This is a genomic window from Leclercia sp. LSNIH8, from assembly GCF_002920195.1.
GTDB lineage: Bacteria > Pseudomonadota > Gammaproteobacteria > Enterobacterales > Enterobacteriaceae > Enterobacter.
In genome coordinates, this window is record NZ_PQJY01000009.1 from 63377 (window position 1) to 79365 (window position 15989).

A 15989-nucleotide genomic window follows, 5' to 3' on the forward strand; every position below is an offset into this window, starting at 1 on the left:
GGTAAGGCGCAGCCGCCACCGGGCTTTTTTTATCGACGACGCAATAACCGTAGCGCGTTGGCCGTCACCAGCACCGTCGCCCCGGTATCCGCCAGCACCGCCAGCCATAATCCCGTCATGCCCAGCAGGGTGGTCACCAGGAAAATTCCCTTCAACCCCAGCGCGATAGTAATGTTCTGCCGGATATTGGCGTGGGTAGCGCGCGCGAGGCTTATCATCTGCGCCAGCCCAGTCAGGCGGTTGTGGGTGAGGGCCGCGTCGGCGGTCTCCAGCGCCACATCGGTGCCGCTGCCCATTGCAATGCCAAGGGTTGCCGCCTTCATCGCCGGGGCGTCGTTAATACCGTCTCCTACCATCGCCAGCGGCGCGGTGTCATTCAGCGCCGTCACCGCCTGCACTTTATCGGCGGGCAGCAGCCCCGCCCGAAAATCCAGCCCCAGTTCGCCAGCAATGGCCGCGGCGGCGCGCGGGTTATCCCCGGTGAGAATCACGCCCTTGATCCCCAGTTGATGGAGCGCCTGCACGGCCTCTTTCGCATCATCCCGCAGGGTGTCGCGCAGCGTAATAAGCCCCTTGGCTACGCCATCCTGAACCACCATCACCACCGTCTGCCCGGCCTGCTCCAGGGTAGTGATTTGCGCTGACAGCGGTGGGGCAGGGAATTTACCCGCGGCGCAAATCAGCACCTTACTGCCCGCGACCTCGGCTTCAATTCCGGAGCCCATCAGCGCCCGCTGCGCGACCGCCGCCGCAATCGTCAGCCCGCGGGCTTTTGCTTCACGCACAATCGCCTGTGCCAGCGGGTGGGTGGAACCCTGCTCCACCGCCGCCGCCAGCGCCAGCAGGTCGTTTTCGCCGTTGTCGAGCGGATAGATGCCCGTCACCTGAGGCTTGCCAACCGTCAGGGTACCGGTTTTATCGAAGGCCACCTGCTGCACCTGCGCCAGTTGCTCCAGCGCCGCGCCGCCCTTAATCAACGCGCCACGTCGTGCCGCGGCTGCCAGCCCGGAGGTGATCGCCGCAGGCGTCGAGATCACCAGCGCACATGGACAGCCAATCAGCAGCAGGGTCAGCCCCTTGTAGATCCAACCCTCCCAGGGCGCGCTGAACAGCAGCGGTGGCACTACGGCAACCAGCAGGGCGATGAGCATTATCACCGGGGTATAGAGGCGGCTGAAGCGGTCGATAAAGCGCTCCACCGGGGCGCGGCGCGCTTCCGCCTCTTCGATCAGCTTCAGGATGCGGTCGATGGCGCTCTCGCCCGGCTCCGACAGCACCGTTAGCTCGACCAGACGATCGACGCTGGTGGCTCCCGCCGGCACTTTTTCGCCCGCGGTGCGATCGACCGGGATGGACTCGCCGGTGAGGGCGCTTTCGTCAAAGCTGGCGGCGGCGGTGAGCAGCGTCCCGTCAGCAGGCAGACGGCCCCCGGCGGCGACTTCGATCACATCCCTCGGGCGCAGCCCGGCAATGGGCACGGTTTTGCGCTCGCCGTTGATTATCTGCGTGGCGGTTTCTGGTTTCAGCGCCATCAGCGCGCTCACCCCTTTGCGCGCCCGGCTCGCCGCCCAGCCCTCCAGCCGTTCGCCGATTAAAAACAGCAGCAGCACCATCGCCGCTTCCGCCGTGGCACCGATAAAAAGCGCCCCGATGGCGGCCACGCTCATCAGCGTCTCAATGGCGAACCCGCTGCCGCTTTTCATCAGACGCAGCGCCTGACGGGCCACCGGCCAGAGCCCTACCAGCGTGGTGGCGATAAAGGCGATATTGCCGAGGGGAGGGTTAAACTGCGCCAGACCCCAGCTCAGGGCCATCAACACCATCAGCGTGAGGAGCGGGAGGTTTTCACGCAGCATGGAGGATTTTTCGACCGGCGCGTTTTCATTGCGCAGCGTGTAGCCCGCCTTTACCACTGCGGCCTCGACCTGGCCGCTGACGTCGCTTGCAGCATCAACCAGCAGCTTTTGCGTGGCGAACAGCACCTGGACATGGTTCACCCCCGCCACCTGGCGAACGGCGTTTTCCACTTTGCGCGCGCAGGCGGCGCAGTCCATGCCGTTGACCACCCAGCTGTAACGCTCGCCCTCGACAGGCAGCACGGTTTCGGCCTGCGATGGAGGGTGATCCGCGCTACAACAGGCTTCTTTAGCAGGAAGGGGGGCGAGTTTAAGCGCCGCGAACTGCGGCACTTTTTTCGGTGTTTCTGGAGTCGACATGGCACTCTCCGGCAATGATAATTTTCTCATTAACCGCAGCATACACTCTGGAGTCGACTCCAGAGTCAAGCGTTAAATATAGAGCGAACGCACGATCAGGAAGTGCCCGGCAAAATAGCAGGCGGCGGCAATGGCATTATCGGCGCGGAAACGGCGACGGTAATGACTGCCCAGCCAGACAATATTGCTCAGCAGCAGGAGCGTGGCCCCCACGAAGGCCGACAGCGCCGGTGCCGTCGGACGGAAGAACCACAGCTCGCCCGCCAGCCACACCATCACCAGCGTCATGGCGATAAACGTACAGATTGGCCAGCGCATCTCCTCCAGACGCGTCCAGACCACCGCGATCAGCACCGCGCCAACGACCAGCAGCGCCAGCGGCAGCGGCCAGAAGAAGGAGAGCGTCATCTGGCTGGCAAAATAGATGGTATAGAGCAGATGCGATAAGAAGAACGCCCCCACGGCATAGAGCAGGCGCTGGCGCGGCAGCAGGGTCAGGGCATCGCCCACCAGCGACGCGCAGAGCCCGGCGAGCACCAGGTAGCTGATAGCATTAAACATTGGCGCCTGCCAGGCCAGCAGTAACAGGAGCAGTAAGGTGACGGGTTTAAACAGCCAGCGCTGCCAGGCAGGGCCGCGGTAGGACGCATCGACATATAGCCATGCGGAGAAACAGACAGCGATAAATGACCAAAGCATATTAAGTCCCTGTATCTGTTATTGTTGAATAAACAGTTTCACTTCAGTGTAGTGGTGCAGACGGGCCAATAGCAATGCACAGCGTGGCACGCTATCCTGATTTCAGCCTGGTCTTAAGGATTGTCTAATGAGCAAGATGCCGCTCTTTTTTATTATCGTTCTGGCAATTATCGTCGTTGCCGCGTCATTTCGCTTTGTGCAACAGCGTCGGGAAAAGGCCGATAACGACGCCGCGCCGCTGCTGCAAAAGCGGGTGGTGGTGAGCAATAAACGGGAAAAAGCCCTCAACGACCGGCGCTCGCGTCAGCAGCAGGTTACGCCTGCTGGCACCAGCATGCGCTATGAAGCGAGCTTTAAGCCGGAAAGCGGCGGTTTGGAGATGACCTTTCGCCTCGACGAGAAGCAGTACCATCAGCTGACGGTGGGGGATAAAGGAACGTTGCGTTACAAAGGGTCACGGTTTGAGGGGTTTGATCCGGCGCCGTAGCCAGCCAGCCCGCACGAACTGTTGGCCCGGTAAGCGCAGCGCCACCGGGCAGAAGGCCGCAGGTTACTTCTTCACCTGCGCCTTAAACTTCTTCATCCACACTAGCAGCTCAAACACGCCGAAGATAAAGACGCGGGCCTGCTGCCAGCCGGTCATCTGCGGACCGTCTTTCGGTAAGCCGTTTTTCAGCATCACCATCTGCAGGGCATGCATAAACGAGGTAAAAATCAGCGCCACGTTAACAAAAATGTTCATCGGGCGTGGGAACGGGTGGACGAGGTTGAGGAGCAAAAATGCCCAAACCCCCAGCATCAGCAAACGACCCAGATTAATCAGTACCGGCATCAGTCTCTCCTTGTGATTGACGGTGATAAAGACGATAGGCGACCTGTCCGGCCACTTTCTCCCGGTGCAGATCCCAGTGGGCGGGCACCGGCGGTAAACCGTTTTCTACCTCGCTCTCGACGTAGATTAGCGCATCATCCGCCAGCCAGCCGTTGTTTTCCAGCAGCGTTAGCGTCTCTTCCAGCAGCCCTTTGCGGAACGGCGGATCGACAAATACTACATCGTGTGGAGTACCCGCCTGGGCCAGAAACGCGAGGGTATTGGTGTTAACGACGCGGGCATGCGCCGCTTTCAGCGTCACCAGGTTTTGCTGTAACTGCTGGGCGACACTGCGATCCATCTCCAGCAGCGTGGTGCTGGCGGCGTAGCGTGACAGGGCTTCAAGGCCGAGCGCGCCGCTTCCGGCGAAGCAGTCCAGGCATCGGGCATCTACCATTGAAGGTGCCAGCCAGTTAAACAGCGTCTCACGGACGCGGTCGGTGGTCGGGCGCAGGCCGGGGCTGTCCGGGACGGGAAGTTTACGGCCACGCCACTGGCCGCCGATAATGCGAATTTGGCCCGCGGCAGCACGGTTGGGTTTCTTCATATTGTTGCTCAGGTCACTCGTACGGCCTGCGTTTGCAGGCGGTGATGTGCGTTAAGTTAAGTGATAAACTATTTCATCATTTTTTTAGCTTCCATGTATATAGCGCCAGTAATTAACCGCGAGGGGTGTAGTCGCAGATGGCAAAAGAGAAAAAACGTGGCTTCTTTTCCTGGCTGGGATTTGGTCAAAAAGAGCAGGAAACCGAGCAGCAGAACGAAGAACAACAGAGCGCAGAACAGCCCGCAGCGGTTGAACAGCCGCAGCCTGAAACCCCTGTTGAAACCGTCGCTGACGTAGAAGCAGAAACGCGCACCCACAGCCCGCAAGAGACTGAAGCCTTTGCTGAAGAGGTGGTTGAGGTCACGGAGCAGGTTCAGGAGCGCGAAAAACCGCAGCCGGTTGAACCGGAGCCTGTCGCGGTAGAGGAGATTGTCGAACCGATCGCGGAGGAGGTCCCACCGCAGGCTGTCGAGCATGAAGAATTACCGCTGCCGGAAGAGATCGCTGAAGAGAGTAAAGAGTCGATCCCGGAAGAGTATCTGCCAGAAACCGAAGAAGAGACGATCAGCGACGAAGAGCTCGAAGCGCAGGCGCTGGCGGCTGAGGCGGCAGAAGAGGCGGTGATGGTTGTCCCGGTCGCCGACGAGAACGAGCCAGTTGAAGAAATTGTTCAGGAGCAGGAAAAACCGACCAAAGAAGGTTTCTTCGCGCGCCTGAAACGCAGCCTGATTAAAACCAAAGAGAACCTCGGTTCCGGATTTATCAGTCTGTTCCGCGGTAAAAAAATCGACGATGATCTCTTTGAAGAGCTGGAAGAACAGCTCCTGATTGCCGACGTTGGCGTGGAAACCACCCGCAAAATCATCAGCAGCCTGACGGAGAGCGCCAGCCGTAAACAGCTGCGCGACGCCGAAGCGCTCTACGGCCTGCTGAAAGAAGAGATGGGTGAAATCCTCGCAAAAGTTGACGAACCGCTTAATATTGAAGGCAAAATGCCTTTTGTTATTCTGATGGTTGGCGTAAACGGCGTGGGTAAAACCACCACTATCGGCAAGCTGGCGCGTCAGTTTGAACAGCAGGGTAAATCAGTGATGCTGGCCGCGGGGGATACCTTCCGTGCCGCCGCCGTTGAACAGCTGCAGGTGTGGGGCCAGCGCAACAATATTCCGGTGATTGCCCAGCACACCGGCGCAGACTCCGCATCGGTGATTTTCGATGCGATTCAGGCGGCGAAAGCGCGCAATATTGATGTCCTGATTGCCGATACCGCAGGGCGTCTGCAGAATAAATCGCACCTGATGGAAGAGCTGAAGAAGATCGTCCGCGTGATGAAAAAGCTGGACGAAGATGCACCGCATGAAATTATGCTGACTATTGATGCCAGCACCGGACAGAACGCCATCAGTCAGGCGAAGCTGTTCCATGAAGCGGTAGGGCTGACCGGGATCACGCTGACCAAGCTGGATGGCACCGCGAAAGGCGGGGTGATCTTCTCGGTAGCGGATCAGTTTGGTATTCCTATCCGCTACATCGGTGTTGGCGAACGTATCGAAGATTTACGTCCGTTTAAATCGGGCGACTTTATTGAGGCACTTTTTGCCCGAGAGGATTAACAATGATTCGCTTTGAACACGTCAGCAAGGCCTATCTCGGTGGGAGACAAGCGCTGCAGGGAGTGACATTCCACCTGCAGCCGGGCGAGATGGCATTTCTGACCGGCCACTCCGGCGCGGGGAAAAGTACCCTGCTCAAGCTTATCTGTGGGATCGAACGGCCAAGCGCCGGGAAAATCTGGTTCAGCGGCCACGACATCAGCCGCCTGAAAAACCGCGAAGTGCCGTTTCTGCGTCGGCAGATCGGCATGATTTTCCAGGATCACCATCTGCTGATGGACCGCACCGTATTCGACAACGTGGCGATCCCGCTGATTATCGCGGGCGCCAGCGGGGATGATATTCGTCGTCGCGTGTCGGCGGCGCTGGATAAGGTCGGGCTGCTGGACAAAGCGAAGAACTTCCCTATCCAGCTCTCCGGCGGTGAACAGCAGCGCGTGGGCATTGCCCGCGCGGTGGTGAACAAACCGGCGGTGCTGCTGGCGGATGAACCGACCGGTAACCTGGACGACGCCCTTTCCGAAGGGATCCTGCGTCTGTTTGAGGAATTTAACCGCGTGGGGGTGACAGTACTGATGGCGACGCACGACATGGGGCTGATTGCTCGTCGTTCGTACCGCATGCTGACGCTCAGCGACGGTCATTTGCACGGAGGCCTCGGTGAATAAGCGTGATGCAATGAACCAGATGCGGCAGTTTGGCAGCAAACTTGACCGTTTTCGTAAATCGGCAGGCGGCCCGGGAGAGGGCAACCGCAATGCGCCGAAGCGCAGCAAATCCGCGCCAAGACCCAACTCGCGCAAAACCAACGTGTTTAACGAGCAGGTGCGTTACGCCTTCCAGGGCGCGCTGCAGGATCTGAAAAGCAAACCGTTTGCCACCTTCCTGACGGTCATGGTGATCGCCATCTCCCTGACCCTGCCCAGCGTCTGCTACATGGTCTACAAAAACGTCAATCAGGCGGCGTCGCAGTACTATCCTTCTCCGCAGATCACCGTTTATCTCGATAAGTCCCTCGACGATAACGCCGCTGCCCAGGTTGTGGGTCAGCTGCAGGCCGAGCAGGGGGTCGAGAAGGTGAACTACCTGTCGCGGGAAGACGCGCTGGGCGAGTTCCGTAACTGGTCCGGGTTTGGCGGCGCGCTGGATATGCTGGAAGAGAACCCACTGCCTGCGGTGGCGGTGGTGATCCCAAAACTCGATTTCCAGGGCACCGAGTCGCTGAACACCCTGCGCGATCGCGTCTCCCGCATTCACGGCATTGATGAAGTGCGGATGGACGACAGCTGGTTCGCCCGTCTCACCGCGCTGACGGGCCTGGTCGGGCGCGTTGCGGCGATGATCGGCGTGCTGATGGTAGCGGCGGTGTTCCTCGTTATCGGCAACAGCGTGCGCCTGAGCATCTTTGCCCGTCGCGACACCATTAACGTGCAGAAGCTGATCGGCGCCACCGACGGTTTCATCCTGCGTCCGTTCCTCTATGGCGGCGCACTGCTCGGTTTTGCCGGCGCATTTCTTTCACTGATTTTGTCAGAAATTTTGGTGATGCGACTTTCCGCCGCGGTAACCGAAGTGGCGCAGGTTTTTGGAACTAAGTTTAATATCAGTGGCTTATCCTTCGACGAGTGCCTGTTATTGCTGCTGGTTTGCTCGATGATCGGCTGGATAGCGGCCTGGTTAGCAACCGTGCAACATTTACGTCACTTTACCCCTGACTAAAAAATCTCTGGTATAATCTTTCCCTGCATTGAGAATCACCGTGCAGGGAAAGAGCCTTTCGTTGACTCTGACCCGCATCATCATCTTCACGTCACATTTTGTGCGTAATTTATTCACAGTTTCACTCGGAACTTGTGGATAAAATCACTGTCTGATAAAAGAGTGAGTGATATTCTCGTTGCTCATTAATTCTGGCATGTTCGTTGCCTGATGGGGACAAACCGCCGCCAGAAAAATTGATTGAGAGGAATGAATGACCAAAGAAATGCAAACTTTAGCTTTAGCCCCTGTTGGTAACCTGGAATCTTACATCCGGGCCGCTAACACCTGGCCGATGTTGACGGCCGAGGAAGAAAAGGAGCTTGCTGAAAAGCTGCATTACCAGGGCGATCTGGAAGCAGCTAAGACGCTGATCCTGTCTCACCTGCGCTTTGTTGTTCACGTTGCTCGTAATTACGCGGGCTACGGCCTGCCGCAGGCAGACCTGATCCAGGAAGGTAACATTGGCCTGATGAAGGCGGTGCGTCGCTTCAACCCGGAAGTGGGTGTGCGTCTGGTCTCCTTTGCTGTGCACTGGATCAAAGCGGAAATCCACGAATACGTGCTGCGTAACTGGCGTATCGTGAAGGTCGCCACCACCAAAGCACAGCGTAAACTGTTCTTTAACCTGCGTAAAACCAAGCAGCGTCTGGGCTGGTTCAACCAGGACGAAGTGGAAATGGTTGCGCGCGAGCTGGGTGTGTCCAGCAAAGACGTGCGTGAGATGGAATCGCGAATGGCCGCGCAGGACATGACCTTTGATATGTCCTCTGACGACGATGCGTCCGACAGCCAGCCGATGGCCCCGGTCCTCTATCTGCAGGATAAGTCATCTAACTTTGCCGACGGCATTGAAGATGATAATTGGGAAGAGCAGGCCGCCAATAAGCTGACCTATGCAATGGAAGGCCTCGACGAGCGTAGCCAGGATATCATCCGTGCCCGCTGGCTGGACGAAGACAACAAGTCCACCCTGCAGGAGCTGGCCGACCGCTATGGTGTCTCCGCTGAACGTGTGCGTCAGCTGGAAAAGAACGCCATGAAAAAACTTCGCGCCGCTATCGAAGCGTAATCTTCGCGAAGCTCCCCGATAACCCTCGAATGCAAATTCGGGGGTTTTGTTTTTTTAGCGCCCGTACTGGCAAATACTCCCCTCCTGGCAAACAGTTACCTGACGCCGTGTGCTGACTCGTTAAAGCCTCGCTTACCTTATATACATTACAAAATAGCTATTCCAATTCGATAAAAATGGGGTATGTTTTAGCAGAGTATGCTGAAAAGGCGCGCACGGCAGACGCATAATTGAAATAAAGCGCCAAAAAACAACATCACAACAAACACAATAACCATCACAATGGGGATTCTCAGGATGAATATGAAGGGTAAAGCCTTACTGGCAGGATGTATCGCGTTGGCTTTCGGCACCGCTCAGGCTGATATCAAAGTGGCCGTTGTCGGCGCAATGTCCGGTCCGGTAGCCCAGTACGGCGATCAGGAGTTCACAGGTGCAGAGCAGGCGGTTGCCGACATTAATGCCAAGGGCGGCATCAAAGGCGAAAAACTGCAGATCGTAAAATATGATGATGCCTGCGACCCGAAACAAGCGGTTGCGGTTGCCAACAAAGTGGTGAATGACGGCATCAAATACGTTATCGGCCACCTCTGCTCCTCTTCCACGCAGCCTGCGTCTGACATCTACGAAGATGAAGGCATTCTGATGATCACCCCAGCCGCTACCGCGCCGGAGCTGACCTCCCGTGGCTATAAGATGGTCATGCGTACCACCGGGCTGGACTCTGACCAGGGCCCAACCGCAGCGAAATATATCGTTGAGAAAGTGAAGCCGAAGCGTATCGCCATTGTTCATGACAAGCAGCAGTACGGTGAAGGCTTGGCGCGTTCCGTGCAGGACAACCTGAAAAAAGCGAACGCTAACGTGGTCTTCTTCGACGGTATCACTGCCGGTGAGAAAGATTTCTCTACTCTGGTGGCGCGTCTGAAGAAAGAGAACATCGATTTCGTTTACTACGGGGGTTATCACCCGGAGATGGGCCAGATCCTGCGTCAGTCTCGCGCTGCCGGTCTGAAAACGCAGTTCATGGGTCCGGAAGGGGTGGCGAACGTCTCCCTCTCTAACATCGCCGGTGAATCTGCGGAAGGCCTGCTGGTGACCAAGCCGAAGAACTACGACCAGGTCCCTGCCAACAAACCGATCGTAGACGCCATCAAGGCGAAGAAACAGGATCCAAGCGGTGCCTTCGTCTGGACCACCTACGCTGCGCTGCAAACCCTGCAGGCGGGCCTGAATCAGTCCGCTGAACCGGCTGACATCGCTACCTGGCTGAAAGCGAACGCCGTTGAAACCGTAATGGGACCGCTCTCCTGGGATGAGAAAGGCGACCTGAAAGGCTTTGAATTCGGCGTGTTTGACTGGCATGCCAACGGTACGGCGACCGACGCCAAATAATCCTCAGGGCGAGCGTTTCATCGCTCGCCCTTTTTTTATCTTCTCGAATTCCCTCCTCTGACATCATCCCCGTCGTTTCGCGCTCGTCCGCTATTCCATTTCGCTAATCTCAAAAAATGTGATCATATACATTATTTTTTAAAACTATATAGTTTTATTATGGCGTCACTGCAGGGAAATGGTCACGTTTTAGATATGGATAACCTTTAATATTTATTTTGATACATACAGCTCGTTAATAGAACGCGATGTATATAACCTGCATCGCGACGGCAATGATTCCGACGACCGCTACGGCGTGCAATTGCGCTTTAAATATTATCTCTGCTAAAGCCTTATATTTGCCGCTTATTACGACGATAAATAATTGCTGAGGATAATAGGCAATATCGCTTTGCCGATAGCGTTTGGCTCGCCTGCGCCCAAATGGCATTTATCCGCGAATAACTTATTGCCGCTCTGCACAAAAACAGGGGTTTTGCATAAAGGGAGAATACCTATGCCAGAAAATTACGAAGGAATGATTATGGGGCTAATTACCCATGCCGGCAGCTGCAACAGCCTGGCTTTCGCTGCGCTTCAGACGGCGAAACGACAGGATCATGATCAGGTACAGCGTCTGTTAGCCGAGGCGAAAAAGGTCCACCAGAACAGAGCGGAAGGCAGATCATGACGGTTTTAGATACGATAGCCGGTTTTTCGCAAAAACTGGCTGGCCAGGTGCATCTGCGCAGCCTGCGCGACAGCTTTATTATCGCTATCCCGTTTTTAGTGTTGGCCGGGCTTTTTATTATGGTCAACTACGTCTTTCTCGATACCAACGGCTTTATGCGCCACGTGCTCTCTGCCGACACCATGGTGCAGTGGCGGGGTATCGGCGAGCGGGCGCTCAACGGCACCATGAACATTTTGTCCATTATGCTGGCGGTGCTGGTGGCCTATTCGCTGGCCAGCAAGCGTAAGTTCGAAAGCCCAATCATTGCCGCGATGGTTTCGCTGGCCTGCTTTTTTGTGCTGATGCCGGTTACCGCCTCCGTTACCGCTGCCACCGGCGAGACGGTGAGTGTGACGGGCGTGGTGCCCTACGCGCAGACCAACGCGTGTGGGGTATTTCTGGCGATTCTGTGCGCCTTTCTCTCTACCAGCATTTTTCTGAAGATCTCCAGCTCCCCGGCGCTGCGGATCTCGCTGGGGGAGGAGGTGCCTCCTATGGTGCAGCAGTCGTTTAACGCCCTGTCTGCCATCATGATCACCGTGGCTTTCTTCTCCGTCGCCACCTTTGCCATTACCAGCCTGACGCATACCGAGCTGTTTGCGCTGATCCAGACCCTGGTGCAAAAGCCGCTGGTCCATCTGACCACCAGCCTGCCGGGCTTTATTACCTTAACCACCCTGACGAACTTGCTCTTTTCGCTGGGTATTCACCCCTCGGGTATTATCAACCCGGTGCTGGAGCCGCCGCTGCTGGTCGCCATGCAGGAGAACATGGCCGCCTTCGCCGCTGGCCTACAGCCGCCGCACATTATCGTGCTGCCGTTTCGCGACCTGTATGGTCACATGGGCGGAACGGGTTCAACGCTGGCGCTGCTGCTGGCGATCCTGCTGCGCAGCCGCATGAGCAGCCATAAAAAGTTCGCCAGAACGGTGATTGCTCCTGGAGTGTTTAATATCAACGAGCCGGTGATTTTTGGCCTGCCGGTGATCCTCAATCCGCTGATGATGATTCCGTTTATTTTCTACCCGCAGATAAACTTTATCATCGCCTATTACGCCACCGCCTGGGGCTGGGTATCGCATATTGTCGCCTACGTACCCTGGTCGGTACCGCCTTTGCTCTCCGGCTGGCTGGGATCGGGGGGCGATCTGCGCAACGTGGTGCTGCAAATTATCCTGATTGGCGTTGGGGTCGTGATTTACCTTCCCTTCCTACTGGCCTATGAGCGCTCAATCAGCGCGAAAAAAGCGCAGCAGGTCATCGAGACCATCGCCACGACGCCGCCAACAGCTCCTGAGCCAGAACCGGCAATCGCGCAGCCGCTGCGCGAGGGCGAGGCCCACCCGCTGGACGATAAAACCATCGTGCTGATGTGTAACGAGGGCATGTCCACCTCGCTGGTGGCAAAAAAGATGCGGCAATATGCAGAGAGTATCCACTGTACCGCGTCGATTAGCGCCACCCATATCGGCAACCTCGAAGAAACCGTGCAAAAAGCTGACCTGATACTCCTCTCGCCGCAGCTTACCTATATGGAAAGCAACGTTCGGGAAACGGCAGGAGATCGCTGCCGCGTGGCGCGGGTTAACCCGCAGCATTTTTCAAATATGAATGGTCAGGCGCTCATTGAGCATGCCGTCACGTTGTTAAAATAAGGAAGTTATATGATTAATTGCGCATTTATTGGCTTTGGTAAAAGTGCTACCCGCTACCATTTGCCCTACGTCCTGATCCGCAACGATAAATATCGTGTGAAAACGATTTACGATATTGTCGCTAAGCCGGAGATAGAGTCCCGGCCGCAATACCGCGGAATTACTTTTACCCGTGACGTTAACGAGATCCTTACGGATGACACCATCCGCCTGGTGGTTATCTGCACCCACCCGGACAGCCACTATTCCTGGGCAAAGGCCTGCATCGAGCACGGCAAAAACGTCATGGTCGAGAAGCCGTTTACTACCACGCTGGACGAGGCGAAGACGCTGCTGGCGCTGGCGAAGCAGCACGGCGTCACCGTCACGCCGTTTCAGAACCGCCGCTTCGACTCCTGTTTCCTGACCGTGCAGCAGGTGATTAAGAGCGGCCTGCTCGGGGATATCGTGGAAATTGAGAGCCACTTCGACTATTTCCGCCCTGAGGCGCAGCCGCAGGTTAACCACCCCTTCAACGGCGCATTTTATGGCCTTGGGATCCACACCCTCGACCAGATGCTGGCGCTGTTTGGCCGGCCGCGCCAGGTAGCCTATGACATCCGTAGCCTGCGGCTGAAGCAAAATCCCGACGATACCTTTGAAGCCCAGCTCTATTACGACGACCTGAAGGCGATCATTAAAACCAGCCATCTGGTGATGACGCCCTATCCGCGGTTTATTGTTCATGGCACCCGCGGCTCCTTTATTCAGATGCAGATCGACCGTCAGGAGAGTTACCTGAAAGAGAATATCATGCCGGACCACCCGACATTTTGCGCCAATAACCAGCCGGGCATTATTGAATATCTGAATGAGGAGCAGCAGACGGTTAAGCGCGAAGTGCCTGCGGTGCGCGGCGATTATGGCCGGGTGTATGACGCACTCTACGACACCATAATGAACGGGGCCGCCAATTACGTCAGCGAGCAGGATATGTTGACCAACCTGGAAATACTTGAGGGCGGTTTTAGCCGCGCCACGCCTTTCGTTATCGATTTGGATTAATACTATGAAACGGATATTAAATTGTCGGGCGTCCGATTTTCAGCGCCAGCCTGATGCGGCGGCGTTAGTGGCGGCCATTCGCGCCTCTGAGGGGCGGGTCGTGCTCGCCGAAGTGGCGGCGGAATCCCCGCCGCTCTACCCGGATGTCACCAATGCCGAGCTGGTGGCGGCGTTCGGTGCCGATATGGTTCTGCTCAAGGGATACAATACCGCCACCCATGCGGTTGCCGGAGCGCCCGTGGCGGGGGGAATTGAGCAGGTCAAAGCCCTTACCGGCAGGCTGGTGGGCGTCAGCCTTGAGGTGACTTCCGAAAACGACGCCGATAACCCGCGTAGCCTGTCGCGGCACGCGCTTGAACAGGCGCAGGGGGCGGATTTCCTCTGCCTGACCGGCTACGACAAGCCGGGGGTGGATCGGCACAGCATGCTTCAGGCGATAAGCCTTGCGAAGGCGCACTTCCCCGGCTTTATCATGGTGGCGAAGTTCAGCGCCCGGGGGCTGATGGCGGCGGCGGAATATGCGGAGTACGCGACGGCGGGTGCCCACGCGGTGGTGATCCCCGCACCAGGAACCTGTCAGGGGAGCCGTGAAGGAGAGGTGAGCGCGATCGTTGATGCCGTACACCTGGCGGGTGCCCTGGCCATCACCACCATCAGTACCAGTCAGGAGGGGGCAGACGGCGCAACGGTGAGCCAGATTGGTCTTGCCAGCAAGCGCTGCGGCAGCGACATCCATAGCTTTGGCGATGCGGGCTGCGCGGGAATAGCCGACCCGGAAGCGATTTATCGCCTGTCGATTGCCGTACGCGGAAAAAGGCACACCTGGGTTCGGATGGCCTCATCTATAATGCGTTGAGATTTCTATCTGCCTGTATTTATAGTATAACAGGCCTATGTTTATAGGTCTGTATTGTGGTCAGAATGCCGAAGTATCTTGCTATATATAAAGAGATTAAAAAAAGAATACTTTCTGGCTACTACGCCCAGAATAGCCAGCTGCCGGAAGGAAAGAAATTCGCGCTGCTTTTTGATTGTAGCGAACTGACTATTACCAAGGCGCTGGATATTCTGGTTAAAGAGGGGCTGGTCGTCAGAAAAAGAGGTCTCGGCTCTTTTGTTAAATTACCGTTTAATACCTCGTCAATTAATAGCCATCTGAAGGGCACCAAAGCGCGCTGTGATGAATCAGGCGAGACAATAACAACGCGAGTAATTGCTTTTTCCGCCATTCCCGCCCCGGCCGACGTGCAGGAAAAGCTCCAGCTTGGCGGCGATGAGATGGTCTATTCGATCCTTCGCGTCAGGGTTATTAACGACGTGCCGGCCATTATCGAAAAAACCTTTATGCCGGTGAACGTTATTCCCGGCCTCAACTATGCCAACGTGGCGGACTCCATATACAGCTATATTACCGACGCGCTGGGCTATCAGATCCACAGCAGCCACATGATGATCACCGCCTCCATAGCAGATGAGCAGCAAAGCCAGCTATTGCAGCTGGCAGAGCCGGAGGTGGTTATCCACGTTGAGCAGACCGCCTATTTAGATAACGGCAAGCTGTTTGAATACTCGGTCGCCACTCACCGCTATAACCGGTTTAAATTCGCCACCGAGTTTATTAAATACAATTAAGCCGCAGGCTTATTCCTGCCCGTGGTGGACCCATCCGTCCTGCTGCGCCACAAACCCCAGCGCCTGCATAAAGGCCGCCATCACGCCGCGGTCTTCGACGCCCACGTCCGCCATCCACCACGAGGCCACGCTCGGGTTATCGCGCATCACCTCTTCAACCAGATATTGCCCTACGCCGCGACGACGCGTGACTTCACGCACGCGCAGGGAGTCCAGCGCGCCTTCCGTTCCGCTTAGCGTGACGCGCACCGCGCCTAACAGCCGCTCGTTAAAGCGCGCAGCATAAATTCGATGGGTATCATCAACGGTGAGGGAGGCGGGGGAGTATTCCGGCCAGATTTTGCCAAGATCGATACGATCCTGGTCGCTAAAGGTCACCAGACGGACGATAGTCAGTTTCATTAGCAGCTTATCCACGTAAAAAAAGTACAGGCAGTGTACTCAATTTATCCTGCTGACGACTTCTCCTTTTTCAATCCATTCTTTAGGTGATTACTTTTTTGGCAGCCAAATGTACAGCCATAAAACGTAGGGATCGAAAAATAAGCAGAATATTAACCTAAAAGGCAGCGTTTTATTCCGCTCTTTGTACCGTTATTTTATGCTGCAAACTCTACTTTTAGTTGTTTATCTCTGCCTGATTTCAGAATATTATCTTTGCTTAATCACCTGAAATATAGAGACTTTACTCTGATTTTTGTGAAAAAACTGTGCTAAACCATTAAAGGCAATAGCAAAAGTTGCGTTGTTTAATAAAAGTACAGAATGCTTT

16 protein-coding genes are annotated in these 15989 nt (G+C 56.1%); 11 read left to right on the forward strand and 5 right to left on the reverse strand.

The features are described 5' to 3' along the window. Window positions 1–29 precede the first annotated feature (29 nt). Complete coding sequence (zntA, locus tag C3406_RS20770; RefSeq protein WP_103824759.1) at window positions 30–2216, reverse strand: Zn(II)/Cd(II)/Pb(II) translocating P-type ATPase ZntA; 2187 nt, start codon at window positions 2214–2216, stop codon at window positions 30–32. A 72-nt stretch (window positions 2217–2288) separates the two neighbouring features. Continuing rightward, window positions 2289–2915 carry a lysoplasmalogenase gene (locus C3406_RS20775; protein ID WP_103177368.1) on the reverse strand — a complete coding sequence of 209 codons (627 nt, stop codon included), beginning with the start codon at window positions 2913–2915 and terminating at the stop codon, window positions 2289–2291. 127 nt (window positions 2916–3042) lie between these two features. Here C3406_RS20775 and C3406_RS20780 point away from each other — a divergent pair, with 127 nt between their 5' ends. Beyond that, window positions 3043–3402: a DUF2500 domain-containing protein gene (locus C3406_RS20780; protein ID WP_103177367.1), complete on the forward strand. Its 360-nt coding sequence runs from the start codon at window positions 3043–3045 to the stop codon at window positions 3400–3402. Between the two features lie 63 nt (window positions 3403–3465). Here the strand turns inward: C3406_RS20780 and C3406_RS20785 are convergent, their stop codons facing one another. Further along, window positions 3466–3747 (reverse strand): DUF1145 family protein, encoded by a 282-nt coding sequence (locus C3406_RS20785; RefSeq protein ID WP_103824760.1) that lies wholly within the window; start codon window positions 3745–3747, stop codon window positions 3466–3468. Then, on the reverse strand, window positions 3731–4333 hold the full coding sequence (gene rsmD / locus C3406_RS20790; RefSeq protein ID WP_103824761.1) for a 16S rRNA (guanine(966)-N(2))-methyltransferase: 603 nt from the start codon (window positions 4331–4333) through the stop codon (window positions 3731–3733). Before rsmD ends, C3406_RS20785 begins: the two co-directional genes overlap by 17 nt. Window positions 4334–4470: 137 nt before the next feature. Here rsmD and ftsY point away from each other — a divergent pair, with 137 nt between their 5' ends. The 10 genes from ftsY to C3406_RS20845 all read left to right on the forward strand — a co-directional run bounded on the left by ftsY (window position 4471) and on the right by C3406_RS20845 (window position 15217). Beyond that, window positions 4471–5946, forward strand: coding sequence for a signal recognition particle-docking protein FtsY (gene ftsY / locus C3406_RS20795; RefSeq protein ID WP_103824762.1), 1476 nt, complete (start codon window positions 4471–4473; stop codon window positions 5944–5946). A gap of 2 nt (window positions 5947–5948) precedes the next feature. Beyond that, entirely contained in the window at window positions 5949–6614 is a 666-nt protein-coding gene (gene ftsE / locus C3406_RS20800; protein WP_103177363.1) for a cell division ATP-binding protein FtsE, read from the forward strand. Beyond that, on the forward strand, window positions 6607–7665 hold the full coding sequence (ftsX, locus tag C3406_RS20805) for a permease-like cell division protein FtsX (protein ID WP_103177362.1): 1059 nt from the start codon (window positions 6607–6609) through the stop codon (window positions 7663–7665). The genes ftsE and ftsX overlap by 8 nt, the downstream gene beginning before the upstream one ends. A gap of 253 nt (window positions 7666–7918) precedes the next feature. Continuing rightward, entirely contained in the window at window positions 7919–8776 is an 858-nt protein-coding gene (rpoH, locus tag C3406_RS20810) for an RNA polymerase sigma factor RpoH (RefSeq protein WP_032614938.1), read from the forward strand. 297 nt (window positions 8777–9073) lie between these two features. Then, window positions 9074–10171 carry a branched-chain amino acid ABC transporter substrate-binding protein gene (locus C3406_RS20815; RefSeq protein WP_103824763.1) on the forward strand — a complete coding sequence of 366 codons (1098 nt, stop codon included), beginning with the start codon at window positions 9074–9076 and terminating at the stop codon, window positions 10169–10171. Between the two features lie 526 nt (window positions 10172–10697). After that, a complete protein-coding gene (locus tag C3406_RS26925; RefSeq protein WP_476629947.1) occupies window positions 10698–10844 on the forward strand; it encodes a PTS lactose/cellobiose transporter subunit IIA in 147 nt (48 codons plus the stop codon). After that, window positions 10841–12541, forward strand: a complete 1701-nt coding sequence (locus C3406_RS20830) for a PTS transporter subunit EIIC (RefSeq protein WP_103824766.1) — start codon at window positions 10841–10843, stop codon at window positions 12539–12541. The genes C3406_RS26925 and C3406_RS20830 overlap by 4 nt, the downstream gene beginning before the upstream one ends. 9 nt (window positions 12542–12550) lie before the next feature. Further along, on the forward strand, window positions 12551–13585 hold the full coding sequence (locus tag C3406_RS20835; RefSeq protein WP_103824767.1) for an oxidoreductase: 1035 nt from the start codon (window positions 12551–12553) through the stop codon (window positions 13583–13585). Window positions 13586–13589: 4 nt separating this feature from the next. Further along, window positions 13590–14441, forward strand: a complete 852-nt coding sequence (locus tag C3406_RS20840; RefSeq protein WP_103824768.1) for a DUF7916 family protein — start codon at window positions 13590–13592, stop codon at window positions 14439–14441. A gap of 65 nt (window positions 14442–14506) precedes the next feature. Then, the gene (locus tag C3406_RS20845; RefSeq protein ID WP_103177357.1) at window positions 14507–15217 is read left to right on the forward strand and encodes a GntR family transcriptional regulator; all 711 of its coding nucleotides are present in this window, start codon (window positions 14507–14509) and stop codon (window positions 15215–15217) included. A 9-nt stretch (window positions 15218–15226) separates the two neighbouring features. On the opposite strand, the gene panM is transcribed toward C3406_RS20845, so the two are convergent. Beyond that, window positions 15227–15619 carry an aspartate 1-decarboxylase autocleavage activator PanM gene (gene panM, locus C3406_RS20850; RefSeq protein ID WP_103824769.1) on the reverse strand — a complete coding sequence of 131 codons (393 nt, stop codon included), beginning with the start codon at window positions 15617–15619 and terminating at the stop codon, window positions 15227–15229. Window positions 15620–15989 lie beyond the last annotated feature (370 nt).

Coding starts and splice junctions, on each gene's coding strand:
- C3406_RS20775 (WP_103177368.1), bottom strand. CDS start 2,915: ATGCTTTGGTCATTTATCGCTGTCTGTTTCTCCGCATGGCTATATGTC.
- C3406_RS20840 (WP_103824768.1), top strand. CDS start 13,590: ATGAAACGGATATTAAATTGTCGGGCGTCCGATTTTCAGCGCCAGCCT.
- ftsE (WP_103177363.1), top strand. CDS start 5,949: ATGATTCGCTTTGAACACGTCAGCAAGGCCTATCTCGGTGGGAGACAA.
- zntA (WP_103824759.1), bottom strand. CDS start 2,216: ATGTCGACTCCAGAAACACCGAAAAAAGTGCCGCAGTTCGCGGCGCTT.
- C3406_RS20815 (WP_103824763.1), top strand. CDS start 9,074: ATGAATATGAAGGGTAAAGCCTTACTGGCAGGATGTATCGCGTTGGCT.
- C3406_RS20845 (WP_103177357.1), top strand. CDS start 14,507: ATGCCGAAGTATCTTGCTATATATAAAGAGATTAAAAAAAGAATACTT.
- panM (WP_103824769.1), bottom strand. CDS start 15,619: ATGAAACTGACTATCGTCCGTCTGGTGACCTTTAGCGACCAGGATCGT.
- rpoH (WP_032614938.1), top strand. CDS start 7,919: ATGACCAAAGAAATGCAAACTTTAGCTTTAGCCCCTGTTGGTAACCTG.
- C3406_RS20835 (WP_103824767.1), top strand. CDS start 12,551: ATGATTAATTGCGCATTTATTGGCTTTGGTAAAAGTGCTACCCGCTAC.
- rsmD (WP_103824761.1), bottom strand. CDS start 4,333: ATGAAGAAACCCAACCGTGCTGCCGCGGGCCAAATTCGCATTATCGGC.
- ftsY (WP_103824762.1), top strand. CDS start 4,471: ATGGCAAAAGAGAAAAAACGTGGCTTCTTTTCCTGGCTGGGATTTGGT.
- C3406_RS20780 (WP_103177367.1), top strand. CDS start 3,043: ATGAGCAAGATGCCGCTCTTTTTTATTATCGTTCTGGCAATTATCGTC.
- C3406_RS26925 (WP_476629947.1), top strand. CDS start 10,698: ATGGGGCTAATTACCCATGCCGGCAGCTGCAACAGCCTGGCTTTCGCT.
- C3406_RS20785 (WP_103824760.1), bottom strand. CDS start 3,747: ATGCCGGTACTGATTAATCTGGGTCGTTTGCTGATGCTGGGGGTTTGG.
- C3406_RS20830 (WP_103824766.1), top strand. CDS start 10,841: ATGACGGTTTTAGATACGATAGCCGGTTTTTCGCAAAAACTGGCTGGC.